Origin of the sequence: Brevundimonas sp. NPDC007368 (genome assembly GCF_042869015.1) — a bacterium.
In the GTDB taxonomy this organism is placed as follows: Bacteria; Pseudomonadota; Alphaproteobacteria; order Caulobacterales; family Caulobacteraceae; genus Brevundimonas.
In genome coordinates, this window is the sequence record NZ_JBIAFA010000004.1 from 48,167 (window position 1) to 69,755 (window position 21,589).

Annotated in this window: 24 protein-coding genes and 1 riboswitch; of the genes, 14 read left to right on the forward strand and 10 right to left on the reverse strand. The window is 67.4% G+C overall.

What is annotated here, in order from left to right; genetic code table 11:
* Positions 1-9 precede the first annotated feature (9 nt).
* The 3 genes from ACFYLW_RS09375 to ACFYLW_RS09385 form a co-directional block, all read right to left on the reverse strand.
* On the reverse strand, positions 10-546 hold the full coding sequence (locus tag ACFYLW_RS09375; RefSeq protein WP_312065723.1) for a Rid family hydrolase: 537 nt from the start codon (positions 544-546) through the stop codon (positions 10-12).
* Between the two features lie 71 nt (positions 547-617).
* On the reverse strand, positions 618-1,280 hold the full coding sequence (locus tag ACFYLW_RS09380) for an amino acid racemase (RefSeq protein WP_312065724.1): 663 nt from the start codon (positions 1,278-1,280) through the stop codon (positions 618-620).
* Positions 1,281-1,520: 240 nt separating this feature from the next.
* Positions 1,521-1,973 (reverse strand): GNAT family N-acetyltransferase, encoded by a 453-nt coding sequence (locus ACFYLW_RS09385; RefSeq protein ID WP_312065726.1) that lies wholly within the window; start codon positions 1,971-1,973, stop codon positions 1,521-1,523.
* 56 nt (positions 1,974-2,029) lie between these two features.
* Positions 2,030-2,139: riboswitch (TPP riboswitch) on the forward strand.
* 63 nt (positions 2,140-2,202) lie between these two features.
* Between ACFYLW_RS09385 and thiC the strand changes: the two genes are divergently transcribed.
* The 5 genes from thiC to ACFYLW_RS09410 all read left to right on the forward strand — a co-directional run bounded on the left by thiC (position 2,203) and on the right by ACFYLW_RS09410 (position 6,678).
* Positions 2,203-4,116, forward strand: coding sequence for a phosphomethylpyrimidine synthase ThiC (thiC, locus tag ACFYLW_RS09390; protein WP_312065728.1), 1,914 nt, complete (start codon positions 2,203-2,205; stop codon positions 4,114-4,116).
* A gap of 317 nt (positions 4,117-4,433) precedes the next feature.
* Complete coding sequence (locus ACFYLW_RS09395; RefSeq protein WP_312065729.1) at positions 4,434-4,586, forward strand: hypothetical protein; 153 nt, start codon at positions 4,434-4,436, stop codon at positions 4,584-4,586.
* A 39-nt stretch (positions 4,587-4,625) separates the two neighbouring features.
* Entirely contained in the window at positions 4,626-5,012 is a 387-nt protein-coding gene (locus ACFYLW_RS09400; RefSeq protein ID WP_390182988.1) for a helix-turn-helix domain-containing protein, read from the forward strand.
* Positions 4,927-5,814, forward strand: coding sequence for a reverse transcriptase family protein (locus ACFYLW_RS09405; protein ID WP_181543096.1), 888 nt, complete (start codon positions 4,927-4,929; stop codon positions 5,812-5,814). Before ACFYLW_RS09400 ends, ACFYLW_RS09405 begins: the two co-directional genes overlap by 86 nt.
* Positions 5,815-5,904: 90 nt before the next feature.
* The gene (locus ACFYLW_RS09410; RefSeq protein ID WP_312065731.1) at positions 5,905-6,678 is read left to right on the forward strand and encodes a hypothetical protein; all 774 of its coding nucleotides are present in this window, start codon (positions 5,905-5,907) and stop codon (positions 6,676-6,678) included.
* A 190-nt stretch (positions 6,679-6,868) separates the two neighbouring features.
* Here the strand turns inward: ACFYLW_RS09410 and ACFYLW_RS09415 are convergent, their stop codons facing one another.
* Together ACFYLW_RS09415 and ACFYLW_RS09420 are read right to left on the reverse strand one after the other, a co-directional pair.
* Positions 6,869-7,543, reverse strand: a complete 675-nt coding sequence (locus ACFYLW_RS09415) for a DsbA family oxidoreductase (protein ID WP_312065732.1) — start codon at positions 7,541-7,543, stop codon at positions 6,869-6,871.
* Between the two features lie 63 nt (positions 7,544-7,606).
* On the reverse strand, positions 7,607-7,882 hold the full coding sequence (locus tag ACFYLW_RS09420; protein ID WP_292085626.1) for a hypothetical protein: 276 nt from the start codon (positions 7,880-7,882) through the stop codon (positions 7,607-7,609).
* Positions 7,883-8,002: 120 nt separating this feature from the next.
* On the opposite strand from ACFYLW_RS09420, the gene ACFYLW_RS09425 reads away from it, so the two are divergent.
* The 4 genes from ACFYLW_RS09425 (at position 8,003) to ACFYLW_RS09440 (ending at position 10,656) form a co-directional block, all read left to right on the forward strand.
* On the forward strand, positions 8,003-8,770 hold the full coding sequence (locus ACFYLW_RS09425) for a ribonuclease (protein ID WP_312065734.1): 768 nt from the start codon (positions 8,003-8,005) through the stop codon (positions 8,768-8,770).
* A 58-nt stretch (positions 8,771-8,828) separates the two neighbouring features.
* A complete protein-coding gene (locus tag ACFYLW_RS09430) occupies positions 8,829-9,206 on the forward strand; it encodes a hypothetical protein (RefSeq protein ID WP_312065735.1) in 378 nt (125 codons plus the stop codon).
* A 27-nt stretch (positions 9,207-9,233) separates the two neighbouring features.
* Positions 9,234-10,007 carry a hypothetical protein gene (locus ACFYLW_RS09435; protein ID WP_312065737.1) on the forward strand — a complete coding sequence of 258 codons (774 nt, stop codon included), beginning with the start codon at positions 9,234-9,236 and terminating at the stop codon, positions 10,005-10,007.
* 97 nt (positions 10,008-10,104) lie between these two features.
* The gene (locus ACFYLW_RS09440) at positions 10,105-10,656 is read left to right on the forward strand and encodes a hypothetical protein (RefSeq protein ID WP_312065739.1); all 552 of its coding nucleotides are present in this window, start codon (positions 10,105-10,107) and stop codon (positions 10,654-10,656) included.
* Here the strand turns inward: ACFYLW_RS09440 and ACFYLW_RS09445 are convergent.
* The 4 genes from ACFYLW_RS09445 to ACFYLW_RS09460 form a co-directional block, all read right to left on the reverse strand.
* Positions 10,653-11,999: a GGDEF domain-containing protein gene (locus ACFYLW_RS09445; RefSeq protein WP_313471932.1), complete on the reverse strand. Its 1,347-nt coding sequence runs from the start codon at positions 11,997-11,999 to the stop codon at positions 10,653-10,655. The two genes, ACFYLW_RS09440 and ACFYLW_RS09445, sit on opposite strands and share 4 nt — an antisense overlap.
* Positions 12,000-12,120: 121 nt before the next feature.
* A complete protein-coding gene (locus ACFYLW_RS09450; RefSeq protein ID WP_313471931.1) occupies positions 12,121-13,125 on the reverse strand; it encodes a hypothetical protein in 1,005 nt (334 codons plus the stop codon).
* A gap of 95 nt (positions 13,126-13,220) precedes the next feature.
* Positions 13,221-13,988: an ABC transporter permease gene (locus ACFYLW_RS09455; RefSeq protein ID WP_292085617.1), complete on the reverse strand. Its 768-nt coding sequence runs from the start codon at positions 13,986-13,988 to the stop codon at positions 13,221-13,223.
* Positions 13,988-14,923: an ABC transporter ATP-binding protein gene (locus tag ACFYLW_RS09460; protein WP_312066216.1), complete on the reverse strand. Its 936-nt coding sequence runs from the start codon at positions 14,921-14,923 to the stop codon at positions 13,988-13,990. Before ACFYLW_RS09460 ends, ACFYLW_RS09455 begins: the two co-directional genes overlap by 1 nt.
* Positions 14,924-15,060: 137 nt before the next feature.
* Here ACFYLW_RS09460 and ACFYLW_RS09465 point away from each other — a divergent pair, with 137 nt between their 5' ends.
* Both ACFYLW_RS09465 and ACFYLW_RS09470 read left to right on the forward strand, forming a co-directional pair.
* Complete coding sequence (locus tag ACFYLW_RS09465; protein ID WP_390182989.1) at positions 15,061-15,645, forward strand: lipocalin family protein; 585 nt, start codon at positions 15,061-15,063, stop codon at positions 15,643-15,645.
* A 12-nt stretch (positions 15,646-15,657) separates the two neighbouring features.
* Positions 15,658-16,971 (forward strand): sorbosone dehydrogenase family protein, encoded by a 1,314-nt coding sequence (locus ACFYLW_RS09470; protein WP_312066220.1) that lies wholly within the window; start codon positions 15,658-15,660, stop codon positions 16,969-16,971.
* Positions 16,972-17,022: 51 nt separating this feature from the next.
* On the opposite strand, the gene ACFYLW_RS09475 is transcribed toward ACFYLW_RS09470, so the two are convergent.
* Positions 17,023-17,580 carry a hypothetical protein gene (locus ACFYLW_RS09475; protein ID WP_390182990.1) on the reverse strand — a complete coding sequence of 186 codons (558 nt, stop codon included), beginning with the start codon at positions 17,578-17,580 and terminating at the stop codon, positions 17,023-17,025.
* 337 nt (positions 17,581-17,917) lie between these two features.
* Here ACFYLW_RS09475 and ACFYLW_RS09480 point away from each other — a divergent pair, with 337 nt between their 5' ends.
* The 3 genes from ACFYLW_RS09480 (at position 17,918) to ACFYLW_RS09490 (ending at position 21,467) form a co-directional block, all read left to right on the forward strand.
* Entirely contained in the window at positions 17,918-19,717 is a 1,800-nt protein-coding gene (locus ACFYLW_RS09480) for a long-chain-acyl-CoA synthetase (RefSeq protein ID WP_312066255.1), read from the forward strand.
* A 128-nt stretch (positions 19,718-19,845) separates the two neighbouring features.
* Positions 19,846-20,715 carry a flagellar motor stator protein MotA gene (gene motA / locus ACFYLW_RS09485; RefSeq protein ID WP_292085609.1) on the forward strand — a complete coding sequence of 290 codons (870 nt, stop codon included), beginning with the start codon at positions 19,846-19,848 and terminating at the stop codon, positions 20,713-20,715.
* A gap of 473 nt (positions 20,716-21,188) precedes the next feature.
* Positions 21,189-21,467 (forward strand): hypothetical protein, encoded by a 279-nt coding sequence (locus ACFYLW_RS09490; protein WP_313471929.1) that lies wholly within the window; start codon positions 21,189-21,191, stop codon positions 21,465-21,467.
* The last annotated feature ends 122 nt before the right edge of the window (positions 21,468-21,589 follow it).

Consider the following 21,589-nt stretch of genomic DNA (forward strand, 5'->3'; position numbering starts at 1 on the left):
GCAAGCGCCTCAGTCGCGCGGAGCAGGTGAATGGGCGATCAGTTGGATCTCGACAATGCTGCCCTCGCCGCCCAGCAGACCGCTGGTCCCCACCGCCGTCCAGGCCGGTCGCGGTCCCTGCGAAAACTCGCGCCAGACCTTGGACAGGACCGCGATCTGCTCATCGCGCGTGCCCGCGAACCCCGGCCCGTCCCAGACGTGAAAGGTGTTCAGCATGGCCACGTCGTCCAGGCTGCTTCCCGCCGCCCGCAGCGTCTGGTTCAGTTGGCGCAGGGCGCGGCGCACCTGACCCTCGAAGGCCGTCACGTCGTTCCCCTCGCCCTCAGCGCGGAACACCACCAGCCCCGATACATACAGAACGTCGCCGACCCGACGCGCGGGCGCATAGCCGATTTCATCGTGCGCCCGTTTCTGCCCCGCCGAAGGGATGATGACCTCTCCGCCCGGCGAGGGCAGGCGTTGCGGAAAGGCCGCCTCCTGGGCGACGACCGGCCCGGCGGCCCCCAGCGCCAACACGGTCGCGACGACATGAAGACACAGGCTCATGATCCCTACCTCGCTGCTGCAAAGCCGGAAGCGTTCGCCTCGACGGTCGCTCCCGGCAACTTAAGCTTTTGTCAGAGACACGTCTCAACGCAGACCCGCGCCAGCACCTCGGCCGAGTCCGTCAACGGAACCGCCACGTCGGCGGCGTCCAGCAACAGCGGCACCTCGGTGCAGCCGCCGATGATCCCTTGCGCCCCCGCCGCGACCAGAGCCGCCGCCAGGCCCCGCATGGCCGCCCTTTGCTGCGGCCCCGTATCGCCCGCCTTGACCCCGAACACCACGGCCATGAAACGCGCCCGGTCGGCCGCCTCGGACAGCCGCACCATCTCCACGCCCTCGGCCGCCAGGGCCTCGGCATAGAGCGCCTCGCCGCCCGGCGTCGCCAGCACCCCGATCCGGGTCGCGCCGCCTGCCGCCGCAACGCGCGCCGTCTCCACCACCATGTCGATGAAGGGCAGGCCCGCCGCCCGGATCGCCCCGGCGTGGGCATGGGCAGTGTTGCACGGCATGGCCAGGACCTCGGCTCCGGCATCGCGCAGCCGCGCCGCCATCTCGCCCAGGGTTCGCCCCGCCGCCTCGGGCTGTGTGTGCCGGTTGGGCACCTGGGGGTTCATGTCCATGAGCACCCGCACGTGGTCCTCGTCGCCCCTGGCCGGGGTCAGGGCCTGGACCCGCGCCAGAAAGGCCACCGTCGCCGCCGGCCCCATGCCGCCCAGAACGCCTAAAGTCTTCATCCCGCGCGCCTCTGTCTTGTTCGAAAACACATCTTTCAACCGTTCGCTGACGAAGGAAACCGCCCCCTCGCCGACCCGCGTTCAACAATCATGGTGAACGCGCGAATTCTTGCGGAACCAAGTTTCAGGTCCGTTGTTATTGCATCGGACACATCGGACGCCCCCCAACCCCGATGTCGTCTGTGGCGGTCCGGCCTTAACGCCCCCCCGACTGAGAAGCCGGACCGCCCCCCCTCTCCCTCAATCCAGCCTCAGCACCATGTCCCAGCGGTCGATGCCGGGCGCAAAGCCGTCAGGCGTGACCTTTTCCGCCTCGAAGCCGAACCGCGCATAAAAGCCCTGGGTATGCTGGCTGGTGTTCAGGATCACGCGGCGGATCCCCGGCGTCGCCCGCGCCGCCGCGATCCGCGCCTCGGTCAGCACCCGTCCCAGGCCCTGGCCGTGCAGACTGTTGTCCACCATGCCCCAGCACAGGGCGACGCTGACCCCGTCCGCTTCCACCGCATGGCCGCCGCAGCCGACGATCCGCCCGTCCCGCTCGACCACCTGATAGGGCCAGCGCAGGGCCTGATCGTTCAGAAACCCGACAAAGCCCTCGCGCTCGCTGACGTCGAAAAAGCGCGGCGTATTGCTGTCGAACAGGGCCAGGCAGCCGGCCATGTCCTCGGGTTCATAGGGGCGGGAAAGGATCATTCCCCTTCCTGCCACGCCCGCCTCGCTTGACCTACCCCCGAAACGGGCTAGGGTCGCGCCGTTCTCCGGGGGGTCGCAATCGAGCGGCTGAGATAGAGGTTTCTCCTCTGACCCGTCGAACCTGATCCGGGTCATGCCGGCGAAGGGATGAGTACGCTTCCGGCCCCGGCTTCACGCCACAGGACCGGCACGCCCGACGTCGGCGGACCTCAAACGTTTTGAGGCCGCCATGAACATCAACGTCACGCCGACGACCGAACAGCCGCACGAGCCGAACATCGAGCTCCCCCTCGCCGAGGCCCGCAAGGCCGTCGAGGCCGAGACCGGCCGCATCCCCACCGGCCCCCGCGCCGGCGGCGTGAAGGTCTATGTGGCGGGCGAACTCTACCCCGACATCCGCGTCCCCTTCCGCGAGGTCGCCGTCCACCCCAGCGCCAACGAGCCGCCGGTGACGATGTACGACTCTTCCGGCCCCTACACCGACCCGAACGTCACGATCGACATCAAGCGCGGCCTGCCCAAGGTCAAATCCAGCTGGCAGCTAGACCGCGGCGACATCGCCCCCGTCGCCCATCCGCGCGAGGTCAAACCCGAGGACAACGGCCACGCCAGCGGCAAGCACCTCGCCCCCCGCTTCGACGTCTCCAACCATCAGGTCTTCAAGGGCGTCGAGGGCCGCCCCGTCACCCAGTACGAATACGCCAAGGCCGGGATCATCACGCCCGAGATGGAATACGTCGCCATCCGCGAGAACCTGCGCCGCGAGCAGAACGCCCCCTGCATCCGCGACGGCGAGGACTTCGGCGCCTCGATCCCCGACTTCGTCACGCCAGAGTTCGTGCGCCAAGAAATCGCCCGCGGCCGCGCCATCATCCCGCACAACATCAACCACCCCGAAGTCGAACCGATGATCATCGGCCGCAACTTCCTGGTGAAGATCAACGCCAACATCGGCAACTCGGCCGTTCTCTCCAGCGTCGATGACGAGGTGGACAAGCTGGTCTGGGCCACCCGCTGGGGCGCCGACAACGTCATGGACCTGTCGACGGGCCGCAACATCCACAACATCCGCGACTGGATCATCCGCAACTCGTCGGTCCCCATCGGCACCGTCCCCATCTATCAGGCGCTGGAGAAGGTGAACGGCATCGCCGAGGACCTGACCTGGGAGGTCTTCCGCGACACCCTGATCGAACAGGCGGAACAGGGCGTGGACTACTTCACCATCCACGCGGGCGTGCGCCTGCCCTTCGTGCCGATGACGGCCAAGCGCGTGACGGGCATCGTCTCGCGCGGCGGCTCCATCATGGCCAAGTGGTGCCTGGCCCACCACAAGGAGAGCTTCCTCTACGAGCACTTCGAGGACATCTGCGACATCATGCGGGCCTATGATGTCTCCTTCAGCCTCGGCGACGGCCTGCGACCCGGCTCCATCGCCGACGCCAATGACGAGGCCCAGTTCGCCGAGCTGCGCACCCTCGGCGAACTGACCAAGATCGCCTGGGCCAAGGGCTGCCAGGTCATGATCGAAGGCCCCGGCCACGTGCCGATGCACAAGATCAAGGCCAACATGGACGAGCAGCTCAAGCACTGCCACGAGGCGCCCTTCTATACGCTTGGCCCGCTGACCACCGACATCGCCCCCGGCTATGACCACATCACCAGCGCCATCGGCGCGGCCATGATCGGCTGGTTCGGCACGGCCATGCTCTGCTACGTCACGCCCAAGGAACACCTTGGCCTGCCCGACCGTCAGGACGTCAAGGACGGCGTCATCACCTACAAGATCGCCGCCCACGCCGCCGACCTGGCCAAGGGCCACCCCGCCGCCCGCATGCACGACGACGCCCTGTCACGCGCCCGCTTCGAGTTCCGCTGGGAGGACCAGTTCAATCTCGGCCTCGACCCCGAAACCGCCCGCAAATACCACGACGAGACCCTGCCCAAGGAGGCGCACAAGACCGCCCACTTCTGCTCCATGTGCGGCCCCAAGTTCTGCTCGATGAAGATCAGCCAGGACATCCGCGACGCCGCCAAGGCCCAGAACGACGCGGGCGCCAGCCTCGCCGAGGCCGAAGCCGGCATGGCCGAAATGAGCGCCAAGTTCCGGGCGGGGGGCGGCGTGGTGGAGGTGAAGGTTTAGACGAGAAAACAAAAAAGTTCGCTACCAGCGAACTCAGTTGACACCGCGCGAACCTCAGGCCATATTGCTTTAGTCATCAACAGGTAGAGGGATCGCCATACTTTGAGCCGCGCCAGTGCGGCTCGTGGGGGGCTTAGGTTTCCCGTCGTCTCAAGGGCACATGGTGGGTCGCCTCGGCGCCTCCCTTCCCCCTCGAGAGCGGCGCGCCTGGCGAAGGCGCGCCAGGTGCAAGCTGGGTAAAAACTGCTGTTCTCTTCTCCCGAGTCATTGGCGAGACAGACCCGCATAGTGCGGGCCTGCGATTAGGGAGAACCCAAATGTCGGGTCCTGATGATGACCAACGGCAGGGGCAGCGGACTGCAAAGGTAAAGAAGTCTTGGCAGAGCCATTTCTTCAATATCCAGACAGCTCAGATGATTATCTCCATCGGTCGACTGACCGTAGAGATCATCAAACTGTTTGAAAAGTAGCCCAAAGCCACCCAGTCTTGTTGCCCAACTGGAGGTCATATGATTAGTAAATCTCTGAGACTTCTGAGAAGATTTAAAGGATTATCTCAGACAGAAATCGCTCAGAGGCTTGGCGTAACGAAATCTTGGATTTCGGAGATTGAATCCGGAAAGAAGGAACCGACCCTGAATCTTTTGCATGGGTACGCAGACGTTCTGGAAATTCCATTATCTTCAATATTATTTTTCTCCGAACAGATGGATGGTGACAAGCCCTCCGAACGAGCGAGAACTTTTGTTTCAAAGAAGGTTCTCGCGATAATGGACTATATTGACGCTCATTCGCGGGAAGGAAACGACAGTGAAGACGCTTCCCCGAACACACCCTCTAAAACAGTCCCCACTTCACAAACTCGGAAACCATCGCCAACTAGCGACACTACTTAAGACCGATGTTCGGTCTCTAAAGTCGCTCTCAAAGCTTGGATCAGAAGGTTATTCCGAATGGGACGACATCAACGACAAAGGCAAAAAGCGCCACATTGAGAACCCCAAACCCAAGCTAAAGAGGGTTCAGTCGCGATTGGCGACTATCCTCAGCATGATCGATCCACCTGATTTTCTTACCTGCCCTGTAAAGGGCAGGTCATATGTAACGAACGCTCGTCAGCATGTTGGCGCGGCTCATATCGTGACCATGGATGTGTCCGCATACTTTCCGTCCACGACATGGAAACGCATCTACTGGTTCTTCAACAAGCGCCTTTTGATGCCAGCAGATACGGCGTGGACGCTTGCATCGCTTGCAACGATTGACGGAAGACTGCCAACAGGAAGCCCGTTAAGCCCCATACTCGCCTACCTCGCCCATGAAGATATGTGGCTAGCCACAGGGAGGATCGCCAACGAGGCGGGTTGCAGGCTCACTGTTTACATGGACGACATTACTGTTTCAGGTAACAATGTACCAGATTCGCTTATATGGGCAATCAAGCAAGAAATCCACAAGACTGGACTCCGCCTAAACAACAAAAAACAACGTCGATACTCAAACGGAGAAGGCGTTGTAACTGGAATAGTCGTCACTCCATCAGGCATCCGACTACCAAAAGGGTCACATCTTCGGCTGTCTGAAGCTCGAAAAGATTATGCCGCCGAAAGCGACCAGATGGTTAAATCGAAACTGCTCCGCCGTGTAAGAGGGATGGAATCTCAACACCGGCAAGTACAGGGTGAGAAATCTTCTTAGATGGCGCGTATTGCCTCCCCTTTGATGCCCCCCGTCCGATCCTGACGCACCCGTCCGCCATCCTGCTGCGCTCAGGCAGGAGGCGGCGAGATGGACGACGAGACCTACTGGCACGAGGGCGAGCCCCGCATCATCGCCTCGGGGCGGTGGGAGCAGGATGAGCACGGCGCTGCCACCTACATCCCCGACCACATCCGCCCCTCGACGGCGCCGCCCGCCGATGCCGACGCGGCCCCGATTGGCGATTTTGCGGGCGATCCTGGCGGCGAGAGGACCGGGGCCGACGGCTATCGCATCCGCTCCGACGCCGTCTGGGCGGCGGCGCGGCGCGACTATCTGGCCGGGGACGCGGCCGAGGCCGTCTGCGCCCGCTATGACCTGAAGCTGGGGACCCTGCGGTCCCGCGCCGCGCGCGAGGGCTGGCGCCGCAGCGACATCGAGGACGTCTGGCCCGATCCGCAGGACGAGGACGCCGATGCGACCCCGCCCGACCTGACCCGGATGGCGGCCCAGGCCCTGATGCGGCTGAACCGCGCCCTGCAGCGCGGCCGCGCCGCCGAGGCCGCCTCCTGGCTGCGCACCTGGCGCGCGCTTTCCAGCGTGAGTTTGGGCGACCCCGCCCTTCTGGCCGCCGCTGAACCCAAGGCCGAACCCGCCCCCCTCTCCACCCTGGAGCAGGACCTGCAAGAGGTCGCCGCCGTCGCCCGCGACGCCGCCGCCCTCTCCCCCGACGACCACGCCGGCCGCCGCGCCATCGAGGCGCGCATGGCCGCGCTCAAGGCCCGCCTCGACCCCGAGGGGGCGATTTCAGACGATTCAGACGAATTGGACTCTGTTTTTCCCGTCGAGCCAGCCCCGCCCTGACCCTGCCTCCGTCATCCTCCGGCAAGCCGCGCAGCGGCGCCGACCGGGGAACCCAGCGGCGCCGAAGGCGATCTTTGCAGCAAAGTCGAGCGTGATGGTTTGGCTGCTACGCGCCGCCCTTCGGGTCGCCCTGTCGGGCGCCGCTGGGTCCCCCGGTCTCGCTGCGCTCGCCGGAGGATGACGAAAGGGTTTAGACCTCCGCCGCGATCTGGCGCAGGGCCTGTTCGAAGGCCGCCGCCGGCTGGCCGCCGCTGATCAGATACTTGCCCTCGACGACCACGGCCGGCACCGAGGTGATCCCCCGCGCCCGCCACAGCTCCTCGGCGCCGCGCACCTCGGTGGCATAGCGGCCCGAGGCCAGGACCTCGCCCGCCTCGGCCCGGTCCAGCCCCGCCGCCTCGGCGGCCTCGGTCAGGACGCGGGCGTCGGTGATGTTGCGGTTGTCGGTGAAGTGGGCGGTGAACAGGGCGTGTTTCAGGGCTTCCTGCTTCTCCGGCGCCGTCTCATGCGCCCAGTGCAGCAGGCGGTGGGCGTCGAACGTGTTCCAGATGCGGCTGTCCGGCCCCATGCGCATGTCGAAGCCGACCTCGGCGGCGCGGGCGCGGATCATCTCGCGGTTCTGGGCCGACTGTGCGGGGGTGGAGCCGTATTTCTTGCCGATGTGCTCGACGATATTCTCGCCTTCCGGCGCCATCTGCGGGTTCAGCTCGAACGGCTGGAAGGCGATGTCGGCGGCGATCCCCTCGCCCTTGAGCTTGTCCAGCGCCGTCGTCAGCCCGCCCAGCCCCACGGCGCACCAGGGGCAGACCACGTCCGAGACGAAGTCGATCTTCAGGGTCTTCAGGGCGGGGGCGGCGTCGGTCATGGTGCGGTTCCTCGAGTTATCCGCACCATATGGTGTTGCTGATCGGGCGCGCCAGTGGCGGAGCTACCGTTTCCCCATCAAGGGGGTCAGCAGGGTGTTGACCTCGTCCATCTGGCCGTGGCCGAGAGCGGCGCGGCGCTCCAGTTCGTCGGCCCGGGCCTGCAGCTCGCGGGCGCGGGCGGCGCGGGGGTCGTCTTCGGGCACCGCCTCCAGATCGGGGCGGCGGGCCTCCAGCTCGGCCAGCAGTTCGTCGAAGCGGGCCTGGTTCATCGCCTCGCCCTGCTCGAACAGGGCGATCGCCTCTTCCAGGGCGGCTTCAAAGGCGGTTTGTTCAGGCATCACAGGGTCCCCTATGCTCACGCTTATCAATGGGCGAGACGGGCGCCGGGTTCCGTCTCGACCCCATGGCGTGAAGCGTCTAGTCGTCATTTTTTCCCGCCGACCCGACCGGAGCCCCTGATGCGGCCGACCCTGCTGATCCAGTCCCGCGTCCCGGGCGCCGTTCTGGGCGCCGCCCTGCTGCTGGCCGCCTGCGAGCCGCGTCTGTCGTCCCCGGTCATGACCGCCGCCGAGGGCGCGACCTGCGCCGTCCCCGCCGACTTGCAGCCCGCCCGCCCCTATACGCCGCCCGCCGACGAGGTCGCCGCCGACGTGCCGGTCGCCTTCAACATGCTGGCCGTCAGCTGGTCGCCCCAGGCCTGCCGCTCGGGCAAGGACTACCCGGACGAGCGTTACCAGTGCGCCCGGAACCAGTTCGGCCTGACCCTGCACGGCCTGTGGCCCAACGGCGCCGACAACCGGCACCCGCGCTACTGCGCCGCCCCCGGCCCGGCCATCCCGGTGGCGACGGTGAAGAAGCACTTCTGCATGACCCCCTCGCCGTCCTTGCAGCAGCACGAATGGGCCGCCCACGGCACCTGCGGCTGGGACAGCCCCGAGGCCTATTTCGAACAGGCCGCGCGGATGTGGAACGGCCTGAACAAGCCCGATCTGGAGGCCATTCCGGCCGAGCGCCTGACCGCCGGCGCCATCCGCGACGCCTTCGTCGCCGCCAACCCCGGCCTGCCCCGCAACGGGGTCTTCATCGCCACCACCGACGGCTGGTTCCGCGAGGCGCGGCTCTGCTACTCGAAAACCTATCAGCCCATGGCCTGCCCGCGCGGCCTCGGCGCCCCCGACCGCGAGCGGCTGAAGCTGGCCCCTACCGGCATGCAAACGACCCGTTAACCGAAGCGGCGCAGCCTCAGGCCGCAGTCCGCGTGGACCGCCCAGTGGAGCGCCGCCGATGTCGACCGTGCTGACCCAGAGCTATCGCCGCCAGCGCGACCATTTCGAGCCCCAGGACATGGACCCGCAGGAGCAGCGCCGCCTGCGCGGCCTGCTGGAGCAGATCGACTACGCCGCCTTCATCTCGAACCGCGAGGTCATCAGCCAGACCTTGTCGCAGGTGAACACCGGGACCTTCCAGAAGCTGGCCGTCCTGACCGCCAACGCCCGCGCCCGCTGGGCCGCCGAGGCCCTGCGCCTGTCCGAATCCGGCTCGGCCGTGACCCCCGACCAGACCGCCCGCCTGACCGCCGCCCGCACCGCCTATGAAGAACTGGCCGAAGCCTACGAGGCCCTGCGCCGCATGGTGGAACGCGGCTACCTGACCTTGCGATAGGGCCGCCTCCATGCGCCTATTTGAGGCATGATCGCCGCAGCAACCCTTCTGTCCGCCCTGCTCGCCGCCACTCCGGCGGCCGCGCAGGACAAGGACGGCTGGACCCTGACGGAGGCCGGCGGCGCCCTGATCGCCAGCGCCAGCTATGAGAGCGGCCAGTCCTTTGTCGTCCGATGCCGCAACAGGCGCCTGGACGTCATGATGACCGGCGTGCCGACCGAATCCGGCCCGCAAACTCGTCGGCTCGAATGGGCGGTGCAAGGCGAGGAGCATCAGAGACAGACCTGGCTCAACCTGGCCAATCAGCCCATGATCTTCGCCAGCCGCCCCGTCCATGTCGCGCGCATCTTGAGAAAGGGCGGTACGGCGTCGGTTCGATTGCCAGCCAGGAGCGAGACCGCCCAGGCCCGTCGATACGACCTGCCTCTCCCATCTGACGCTGACGGCCTCGATCAGGTCCTCGCCGCCTGCGAGACCCGGCTGGACGATCCGCGTGACGATCTGATCGAGATCGATCCGCCCTACGAACGTCCCGGCGTCTATCCCGACATCTGGCAGAGGCTCGCGACGCCGCAGTATCCCAACAGCGCCATGTCGGCCGGCGCTGGAGAGGTCCTGTTCAGCTGCATTGTGGCCGAGGGCGGCCGACTGCGCGATTGCCGCATTGAAATGGAGAACCCGCCGCGCGTCGGCTTCGGGCAAGCCACCCTGGACGCCCTGCCTTCCTCGCGCCTGCGCCTCGGACCGGGTGTGGAGCCTGGCCGTCTCGTCATTAGCCGCCTGCTCTACCGCCTGGAGTAGAAGGGCCTGTCCATCCGGACGACCGGCCCTCGCCCGAGATCACAGAACAAAGATACCCAGACTTGCGCCAAGCGTTGCCGTTCCCCTTATCGGGGGCATGAAACCTCTGGCTCCCCTCCTCGCGGCCCTGCTCCTGCTCACGGCCAGCGGTCCCTCGGCTCGCACTGACGACGCACCCGCGCCCGTGGCCGTGGCGGACAACCGGGCGCTAGCGGCCTTGTTCAGGGACGATCAAGCCGCGCGCAAGCACGGCGGGCCCGATCTGATGGAAAGCCTCGCCGACGCCGAGCGCCGGGACCAGGTCCAGTCCATGCTGGACCGAGGCAAGGTGCGGTCCGGCAGGGACTACTGGCGAGCGGGTTTCATCTTCCAGCATGGCGACCGGCCCGAAGACTTTCTGCTGGCCCACGCCCTGGCCACCGCCGCCCTGAGCCAAGGCGAACCGGACGGCGCCTGGCTGGCGGCCGCCAGTCTGGATCGCTACCTGCTGGCGACGGGCCGGCCGCAGATCTACGGCACCCAGTTCATCGCGTTTTCGAACCAGCCGACGATCCAGAGCGCCCTCGACCGCGACCTGCTCACCGACGCCATTCGCAAGGCGACCCGCGTGCCGGCCCTGGCCGAGCAGACGCCCCGGCCCGGACACTAGCCTCGTTCGACGCGGTTCCGGCCCGTGTTCTTGGCGCGATACAGGGCCTCGTCTGCGGCCTTGATGAGGTAGTTCTCGTCGGGGTGGCCGCCGTGCTCGGCGACGCCGATCGAGGCGGTGACGCTGAAGGGCTCCAGCCCGCCGGCCTTGATGGCGCGTCCCTGCAGGGCGGCGCGGACGCGCTCGGCGATGGTCATGGCCTGATCCAGCCGGGTCTCGACCAGCACCACCAGGAACTCCTCGCCGCCGTAGCGGAAGACGAAGTCGCTGGGCCGGACGTTCTCGGTGATGGCCTCGGCGACCTGACGCAGCACCTCGTCGCCGGCCTGGTGGCCGCGCGTGTCGTTGACGGTCTTGAAGTGATCCACGTCGATCAGCATGACCGACAGGGCGCTCTTGTTGGCGTTGGCGAACCCGATCTCGCGGCTCAGGATCGAGGGCAGGAAGCGCCGGTTCAGCGCCCGCGTCAGGGGATCGCGTCCGTTCTCCATGTCGCCCAGGACCTGGAACATCTCGTTCAGCAGATAGGCGACCTCCTCGACCGCCGTCTGCAGGGCCTTCAGGGCCTCGGCGCGATCGCCGCCGCTGTCGGGCTCCAGCCGGGGCAGCAGAACCCCGTCGATCCGCGCCATGGCCTGGTTCAGCGCAGCCAGATGCGGCGACGTCTCGAACAGGAAGCCCGCGCGGTGGCGAATCCACAGGCCGAAGGGCGAGTTGGCCATGGCTTCGCGGCCGTCGCCGGCGCCGTTGCCGAGGATGCGGAACAGGGTCTTCTGGCCCCACTCCATCAGGCTGGCGCGCTGGCTCTCGCGCTCCAGATTGACGTCCTGATCCAGGGAGAACAGGCGATAGGCCTCGTCGAGGCGGGCCCGGTTCATGGTGCCCTTCACATAGGACTGGCTCATCAGGCGGATCGCCGCGTCGATGCGCTCGTCGATCAGGCGGAACTGGCGAAAGCCGTCGGCCTCGTTCTCCAGCAGGTCGGCGAGACGGGCCTTCAGGACCGAGGCCCCGGCCATGACCAGGTGGACCGGGATCTTGATGCGGGCGTGGACCTCGCCGATCTTGATCTGGCGGGCGATGAAGGCCGCGTCGTTCGCGTCGCCGGTCGTGTCCAGCAGGTCCAGCAGCCAGTCGTGCAGCGACCGGCTCAGCCGCTCCTGAACAATGGAGTGATGCAGGAAGGCCTTGGCCTCCGGGTCGTCCAGCAGGGTGTCGTAGAAGGCCTGAACCAGGCCGTCGGCGTGCGCGTTCAGCAGAGCCCGGACCGAGGCCGCCGTCTCGCCCCTATGCCCCTCGCCGCCGAGACGCACGGCGAAGGCTGCTGGGTTGGAGGTAGGCATAGGCTGGACTCGCGCGACATTTACTGGGGACGGCAGAGCGCCCCGACCAGCGCGCCCTCTCAGACCCCGGCCATAGCCAAGCCCGACAGGCCGGACAAGCGCCTCCCGCCCCTTTGGCGCCCTAGTCCAGCGGCTGGGGCTTGGTGACCACCGGGGCGTCCGGGTCGCTCTGGGCCGGGCGCGCGGCGGTGGGCGGGGGACCGGCGGGCGGGGCCGGCTCCGACGCAGGCGCGACCACCACGACCGGCGGCGGGGCGACCGGCGCGGGCGCGACAGACGCCGCGGCCTGGGGCGTCGTGGCCTGAGGCGTCGTGGCTGGGGGCGTCGTGGCGGGGCGCGCGGCCCTGTTCGCCGCCAGGGTTTCCGGCGAGGCCGATTGAGCCCGGCGGGGGGCGGAGGAACGGGCGGCGGCTGGCGGCGGGGCGGGCGTCAGCGGCGCCGCGTCGGGCGCAACGGCCTCGGTCGCCGGGGCGGCCGCCGTCTCAAGCACGGAAGTCGCCGGCGCCGACGGCGCGACCGGTTCGCTGTTCGAGCGCGTGATCAGCCAGGTGGCCAGGGGCGCCCCGATCACCACCAGGACGGCGGCGGCGACGTAGAGCGGCGTGCGGCTGCGCGCCGGGGCCTTCGCGGCCGTCACCGCCCGGGGCGCCGCGATCTCAGGCGCGACAGCTGGGCGAGGCGCGGGCGCGGGCTCTGGAGCAGGCGTCGGCTTAGGCGCGACCGTCGGCTTCGGGGCCGGCTGCGGGTCGCGGGCCACAAGCGGGGCCGCCGGCAGGGGCCTGGGCGTGGCGTCGACGGGCGCCGACGGGGCGACAGGGCGCGGTGGCGTCGGCGTGGTCGGCATCGGCGCCGTGAGCAGGGTCGGTCCGACGGCGGGTTGCGGCGCGCGGCGCTGCGGCACCAGGGAGCCGCCGAAGACCCCGCTCGAACCTTGCGACGGAGCCGGTCGCGGCGAGGTCGCCGCCGGAGCCGCCGGACGGGGCGCAGGCTTCGGCGCTTGCGGCGCCGGTGGGATCAGACCCGTGCCGCGCGGCAGAGGCCCGGCCATGAAGGTCGTCTGTGGCGGGCGTCCCCACTGCACCTGACGGCGGGCGAAGGGAACGGGCTTGTCGTCGGCGTCGGACATTCGGGCTCCGGCGCCGGGCGGCGCGCATCACGGTAGGTCGGCAGACCTCAAACTGCTGAGCGAGTTCGGCGGTTTCGTGACACGCTGAATCGACCTCAGTTCTTCAGACGATAGCCCGTCTTGAAGATCCAGCCGACCACCGCCAGGCAGGCGAAGAAGAAGCCCAGCGTGGCCGTCAGGCTCAATCCCACGCTGACGTCGCCGACGCCATAGAAGGCCCAGCGGAAGCCCGAGATCAGATAGACCACCGGATTGAACAGGGTCACCGTGCGCCAGGCCTCGGGCAGCATGTCGATCGAGTAGAAGGCCCCGCCCAGGAAGGTCAGGGGCGTGACGATCAGCATGGGGATCATCTGCAACTGCTCGAAACTCTGCGACCAGACCCCGATGATGAAGCCGAACAGGCTGAAGGTGGTCGAGATCAGGATCAGGAAGGCCAGCATCCAGAAGGGGTGCAGGATCTGCAAAGGCACGAACAGGGCCGCCGTCGCCAGGATGATCAGCCCCAGCACGGCCGACTTGGTCGCCGCCGCCCCGACATAGGCGATGACGATCTCGAGAGGGCTGACGGGCGCCGACAGGATCTCATAGATGGTGCCGGTGAATTTCGGGAAATAGATGCCGAAGGAGGCGTTGAAGATCGACTGGGTGAACAGGCTCAGCATGATCAGGCCCGGCACGATGAAGGCGCCGTAGGGCACGCCCCCGACCTCTTCCATGCGGCTGCCGATGGCCCCGCCGAATACGACGAAGTAGAGCGCCGTGGTGATGACCGGCGTCACGATCGACTGCCACAGGGTGCGCAGGGCCCGCGCCATCTCGAAGCGATAGATGGCCCAGACGCCATGTCCGTTGAACGTCATCACGCGCTCTCCCCGTCGCGGTGAACCAGGCTGACGAAGATGTCTTCCAGCGAGCTCTGGCGGGTGTTCAGGTCCTTGAAGGCGACGCCCAGATCGGACAGGCGGCGCAGCAGCGACGGCACCCCGGTCTTCTCGGCGTGGGCGTCGAAGGCGTACTCCAGCTCCCCGCCCTCGTTCTTCAGGCTCAGATCCCATTCGGCCAGTTCCGGCGGGATCGCCGCCATCGGTTCCTGCAGGTTCAGAGTCAGGGTCTTCTTGCCCAGCTTCTTCATCAGGACGGCGGTCTGCTCGACCAGGATCAGTTCGCCCTTGAGGATGACCCCCACCCGGTCGGCCATCTCCTCGGCCTCCTCGATATAGTGGGTTGTCAGGATGATGGTGACGCCCTGATCGCGCAGCTGGCGCACCAGACCCCACATGTCGCGGCGCAGCTCCACGTCCACGCCCGCCGTCGGCTCGTCCAGGAAGAGGATGTCGGGTTCGTGGCTCAGGGCCTTGGCGATCATGACGCGGCGCTTCATCCCGCCGGACAGGGTCATGATCTTGGCGTCCTTCTTGTCCCACAGGCTGAGGTCGCGAAGGATGCGCTCGATCAGGGCCGGGTTCGGGGCCTTGCCGAACAGACCCCGGCTGAAGGTGACAGTGGCCAGCACGGTCTCGAAGGCGTCGGTCGTCAGCTCCTGCGGCACCAGACCGATCTTGGTGCGCGCGGCGCGATAGTCCTTCTGGATGTCATGGCCGTCGGCGACCACCGTCCCCGTCGAAGGCGTGACGATGCCGCAGATGATCGAGATCATCGTCGTCTTGCCCGCGCCGTTCGGGCCCAGCAGGGCGAAGATCTCGCCCTTTTCGATCTCCAGATCGACGCGCTTCAGCGCCTGATGACCGGACTTGTAGGTCTTGGTCAGACCCTGAATGGTGATGACTGACGGCATGGCCCCTCCCGGCTCAGGTTGCGCAGATAGGAAGGCGTGGAGACGCGCTCAAGGCCCGCCGCCGACAGGTTTTCCAACCGAAGTCATCCGACAGGGGACGGCGGACGTAAACCTGTGTTCGTCACACGGAGGCTCCCATGCCCGTCGCCGCCCCGCCCTTGCGTCGCCTCGCCGCTGCGGCGCCGGCCGCCGCCCTGGTTCTCATGCTGGTCCTGACCCTGGCCGCCTGCGCCACGGCCCCGTCCATGAGCGAAACCCGCGCGCCCCAGCCGCTGAAGCCCGTCGACGCCCAGCGCCTGTGGTCGGGCCGCTGGCACGAGGTGGCGCGCCTGCCCATGAAGATCACCGACGGCTGCGTGGCCGGGGCCAGCCACTACGTCTTCAGCCCGCCGACCCGCGTCGCCGTGCGCGACACCTGCCAGGTCGGCACGCCCCAGGGCCGCGAGAAGGCCATCGAGGGTCGCGGCGAAATCCTCGACCCCGGCATGAACGCCAAGCTGCGGGTCAGATACCTGTGGGGCTTCATCACCTGGGATTACTGGGTGCTGGACCGGGCCGAGGACTACAGCTGGTTCATCTCGTCGGACCCGACCTTCGACAAGCTGTTCATCTACACCCGCGAGGTCCCCACGCCGGATCAGCTGGCGCGGCTGAGGCGAAGGGCGGGAGAACTGGGGTATGATGTCAGCCGCCTGGAGTTCCCGGCCCTGCCCGAACGCTGAGGAGACAAGCCCATGAGCCGTCGCCGCCTCGTCGCCGCCCTGCCCCTGCTGACGGCGCTCGCCGCCTGCGGCACGGAAAGCACCCTGCCGGAAAGCGTCGGCTTCGGCGCCGACCCGCAACTGCCCGAGGCCCGGCCCCAGACCATCCCGACCGTCAAGATCGCCCCCGCCGTCGGCTGGCCCGCAGGCCGCACCCCGGTGGCGGCGCAGGGTCTGGCGGTCAACGCCTTCGCCACGGGCCTGGACCATCCGCGCTGGCTTTATGAGCTGCCCAACGGCGACGTCCTGGTGGCCGAAAGCAGCGCCCCGCCCAAGCCGGACGACAAGAAGGGCGGGCTGCGCGGCTGGGTTCAGGGCCTGGTCATGGGCAAGGCGGGCGCGGGCGTGCCCAGCGCGAACCGCATCAGCCTGCTGCGCGACGCCGACGGCGACGGCGTGGCGGAACTGAAGACCGCCTTCCTGTCCGGCCTGACCTCGCCCTTCGGCATGGCCTTGGTCGGCGAGCGCCTTTACATCGCAAACGCCGACGCCGTGGTCGCCGTCCCCTATCAAACCGGCCAGACGCAGATCACCGTCGCGCCGGTCAAGGTCGCGGACCTGCCCGCCGGCCGCAATCACCACTGGACCAAGAGCCTGGTCGCCTCGGCGGATGGCTCGAAGCTCTATGTCGGTGTCGGGTCCAACTCCAATGTCGGCGAGAACGGCCTGGACGAAGAGGTGGACCGCGCCGCCGTGCTGGAAATCGATCCGGCGACCGGCGCGCGGCGCGTCTTCGCCTCGGGCCTGAGAAACCCGGTCGGCATGGCCTGGAACCCCGAGGACGGGCGGCTGTGGGTGGCGGTCAACGAGCGCGACGAGATCGGCGACGATCTGGTCCCCGACTACATGACCTCGGTCACGCCGGGCGGCTTCTACGGCTGGCCGTGGAGCTACTACGGCCAGACGGTGGATGCACGGGTCCGGCCGCCCCGCCCCGACATGGTGGCCAGGGCCATCAAGCCCGACTACGCCCTGGGCTCGCACACTGCCTCGCTCGGTCTGACCTTCTACACCGGCGCCCTGATGCCTCGGTGGCGCAACGGGGCCATCGTGGGCCAGCACGGCTCGTGGAACCGCAACCCGCCCGCCGGCTACAAGGTCATCTTCATCCCCTTCAGCGGAGGAAAGCACGCAGGTCCGCCGCAGGACGTCCTGACCGGCTTCCGCAACGAGAAAGGCGAGGCCATGGGCCGCCCGGTCGGGGTGCTGGGCGTTCGCTTGGGCGCGCTTCTCGTGGCCGACGACGTCGGTGACGTGGTCTGGCGTGTGACCCCGTCACAGCCCTGAGCGCGAAGGAAAAGGCCCGGCGCGAGCCGGACCTTTCCTGACGGACGACGATCAGGTCGTCGGAACGATGATGACGGGCGCGGGCGGCGCGGCGGGCGTGACAGGCGCCGGCGGCGGCGTCACGACCGGAGCCTGGGGCGCGACCGAAAGATAGGGCTGCGGTCCGGTCGACACGATCGGCGCCTCCGCCTCTTCGACGGGAGCGGCGCGCGGGGTCCTGGCCGGGGCGGTCGGCGCCGGGGGCGCGCGACGCTCGACCGGGGCGGCGACCGACGGAGCCGCGGGCGTGGCCGTCGTCAACTCGGCCGGCGCGATCGGAGCCGCCGTCAGCGACGAAACCTCAGGCGAGACTTCCGGCGCGACCAGCGGCGCAGGCGGCGCAGGCGTCGCGGCCTCGATGGCCGCAGGCGTCGCCTCCTCGCCGGTCTGCATCAGCATGGCCGCCGCCGCGCCCCCGATCACCAAGACCCCCAACGGGGCCAGAATCATCCACGTCTTCACGGGTTTCTTCGACATCCGGCCGCTGCGGCGGGCATAGACGGGCACATAGGCCTCGCTGTCCAGGCGGTCAGCGGCGGGGCGAATTTGATCAGTATAGGTCACGGACATGATGTCTTCTCCTTGATCCAGGGCCACTCAACCCGGTCAAAAGAGCGTGGTTCCGCGAATAACGTCATCGCCCCCAAGAAACACCACTGGCGCCACAGTTCAGGCGAAAGCGTGATCAAGTCATCCAGCCGTCATTTCTTCGGCCATTCTCGCCGTTGATCGCCGCACAGGTTGACGTAACGTCGCGCATCAACCTTACCCAACGTCATCGAAAACGAGGCTCAAGCATCGCGCCGATGAAACATTGTGGCGATGTGCGCTTGCTACCTGTTGACCCGCCGTCGCCGCCCGTTCATCACCGTTGAAAGTCATAAACTCGGGAAGAGGCGGCGCAACCATGGGTCTGGCAGCGAACATCCGGCGCGATATGAGATTCGCGGGCGGGCTGTACCGCCTCCTGAAGCGCATCAAGCCCATCACTCTCGACAGCGACGTCCTGGTCTGTGACGACATCGAGGAGGCCGTCGACAAGTTTCCCGACAATGTCGCGCTCGAGGATGAACACCGCCGCCTGACCTATCGCGAGCTGGACGCCCTGGCCAACCGCTACGCCCACTGGGCCAAGGCGCGGAACCTGAAGCGTTCGGACGTCATCGCCCTGGTCATGCACAACAGGGTCGAATACCTGGCCGCCTGGATCGGCTTCTCCAAGGTCGGCGTGGCCACGGCCCTGATCAACACCAATCTGACCGGTCAGGCCCTGGCCCACTGCCTGACCATCTCCAACGCCTTCAACGTCGTCACCGATCAGGAAAGCTGGCGCGCGGTCGAAGAGGCCCGCCCCTTCATCGACCGCAACCTGATGGTCTGGGTCCACGGCCTGGCCGACGAAGACGAGACCAACGAGCGCCGCGACATCGACAACGCCGTGCGCAGCGCCTCCTCCGTTCGCCCGGACAAGGGCCTGCGCAGCGGTCTGACCAACCGCGACACGGCCCTGTTCATATTCACCTCGGGCACGACCGGCCTGCCCAAGGCAGCGCGCATCCCGCATTCGCGCGCCCGCACCTATATGCGCGCCTTCGCCGGGGCCACCGCCTCGACGTCCAGGGACGCCCTCTACAACTGCCTGCCGCTGTATCACTCGACCGGCGGCCTGGTGGGGGTCGGATCGATCCTGCTGAACGGCGGTCGGATGATCATCCGTCGCCGCTTCTCGGCCACTCATTTCTGGCCCGACGTGAAGACGTCCGGCGCCACCATGTTCGTCTATATCGGCGAGCTGTGCCGCTATCTGGTCAACTGCCCGCCCAACGAGGACGAGCGCGCCCACAAGCTGCGCCTGGCCTTCGGCAACGGCCTGCGTCCCGACGTCTGGACCGAGTTCCAGAAACGTTTCGGCATCAAGAACATCATGGAGTTCTACGGCTCGACCGAGGGCAATGTCTCCCTGTTCAACTTCGACGGCAAGGCGGGCGCCATCGGCCGCGTGCCGGGCTTCCTGAAGTCGCAGTTGAACATCCGCCTGATCGCCCTGGACCCCGAAACCGGCGAGCCGATCCGCGGCGCCGACGGCATGTGCCGTCTGGTGGCGACGGGCGAAACCGGCGAGGCCATCGGCCAGATCGCCGCGGACATCCGTCACGACTTCTCGGGTTACGCCGACAAGAAGGCCTCGGAGAAGAAGATCCTCACCGACGTCTTCAAGAAGGGCGATCGCTGGTTCCGCACCGGCGACCTGATGCGCCAGGATCGCGACGGCTACCTCTATTTCATGGACCGTCTGGGCGACACCTATCGCTGGAAGGGCGAGAACGTCTCGACCGCCGAGGTTGAACAGCGCCTGCACGACGCCCCCGGCGTTCAGGAAGTCATCGCCTACGGCGTCGTCGTCCCCGGCCAGGAAGGCAAGGCCGGGATGGCCGGCCTAGTGCTGGAGGGCAAGTTCGATCCCGCCGCCTTCGCCGCCTACGCCGATGAGCAGTTGCCGCCCTACGCCCGTCCGGTCTTCCTGCGCCTGATGAAGTCGGCCGAGACCACCGGCACCTTCAAATACCGCAAGGTCGATCTGGTCGCCGACGGCTTCGATCTGGAGAAGGTCGAGGGCCCAGTCTATGTGCGCGGCGGCAAGGCCGGCTACCAGAAGCTGACCGCCAAGGCCTATGAGGCCATTCTGGACGGCACGACCCGGCTTTAGGCGCCCGACGCCTGCGACATCTCGCGCCTTCATTGCGTCCCGAACCGGGATTCGTGAAACGCGCCCTTAAGCATTAACGCCGATAACGGGCGTCCTGAGCTTTCTCCCGCAGGACGTCCGACCCCGCCATGTTCCAGATTATCGGCATCATCATGCTGTTCGCCATGGTGTTCGGCAGCTACGTCCTGGCGGGCGGCAAGTTCGGCGTCATCATGCACGCCCTGCCGCACGAGTTCATGGCCATCGGCGGTGCCGGCGTCGCCGCCTTCCTGATCTCCAACAGCCTGCCGGTGATCAAGGCGTCGCTGGCAGGTTTCGGCAAGACCTTCGCCGGGCCCAAGTGGAAGAAGCAGGACTACAAGGATCTGCTGAGCCTGCTGTTCCAGCTGACCAAGACGATGAAGTCCAAGGGCGTCATCGCCCTGGAAAGCCACATCGAGAAGCCGGCCGAGAGCAGCATCTTCCAGAAGTACCCCAAGGTGCTGAAGGACCACTTCGCCACGGACTTCATCTGCGACACCCTGCGGATGATGACCATGAACCTCGAGGATCCGCATCAGATCGAGGACGCCATGGAAAAGCAGCTGGAGAAGCACCACCACGAGGCCCTGGCCTCGGCTCACGCCCTGCAGAACCTGGCTGACGGCCTGCCGGCGCTCGGCATCGTGGCCGCCGTTCTGGGCATCGTGAAAACCATGGGCTCGATCACCGAGCCGCCGGAAGTCCTGGGCGGCATGATCGGCGGCGCCCTGGTCGGCACCTTCCTGGGCGTGTTCCTGGCCTATGGCCTGGTCGGTCCCTTCGCCGCGCGCCTGAACGCGATCATCGAAGAGGAAGGCGCCTACTACAAGATCATCCAGTCGGTGCTGGTCGCCCACCTGCACGGCAACGCCGCCCAGATCTCGGTCGAGATCGGCCGCGGCGACATCCCCTCGACGGCCCAGCCGTCCTTCGCCGAAATGGAAGAGGCCCTGGCCGCCGCTCCGACGGACGCCTGACCGGTCTTCTCCCCTTCCGTTCACGGAGGGAACACGGATCGCTCACGACGGTTCTCCACAGGTCACGTTCGCGTGCATTCCTGTGGAGCCCTGCATGAAAGCCCTGCCCGCCCTGCTTCTCAGCGCCAGCGCCCTAACGGTCCTGGCGGCGTGCGAAGACGAGCCGTCGCCGGCGCCGGCCGCCCCGGCTGCCGAATCGGCGGCCGTCCCCGCCGAGGGCGCCGCGTCCGCACCGGCGCCGGACTCCGCCGCGCCTCCGCCCGGCGAATCGACGACGCCGACTTCGCCGCCCGCCCAGACACCGCCGCCCCTCCCCGAGGACAGGCCGCCGACCGACCCCATGGATCCGGCCGCCCGTCCGGTCCCCCCGGCCTGAGGCCGGTCCGGGCTTGTCGAACCCTGCAATCTCGCGTTACGCCTTGCATCGGCGGGATGGTCCCGCCGAAACTTGAAGTCAAAGGGGCTATAGTCACATGACCATCCGTCGCCTGATGATCGTCGCCGCGGGCCTGAGCGCCCTCTCGCTGGCCGCCTGCCAGCAGCCGGCGCCCAAGACCGAAGAAGCCGCCGCTGTCGCTGACGCGGCCGCCGACACCGCCACCGACGCCGCGGCCACCGCCGCTGACGCCGCCACGGCCGCCGCCGGCGCCGCCACCGACGCCGCCGCCTCGGCCGGCGACGCCGCTCAGACGGCCGCCGACACGGCCGCCGCCGCTACGACTCCGCCGCCCGCCGAGAAGGCCGCGCACTAAAAAAATCGGTCCCCCAAAGACCGTGAAAAGGCCGCCCCGACGGGATGTCGGGGCGGCCTTTTTGCTGGGAATAACGAGACTTCACGAACCCGTGAGAATTTCGCTTGCGGTTTTGCTCACGA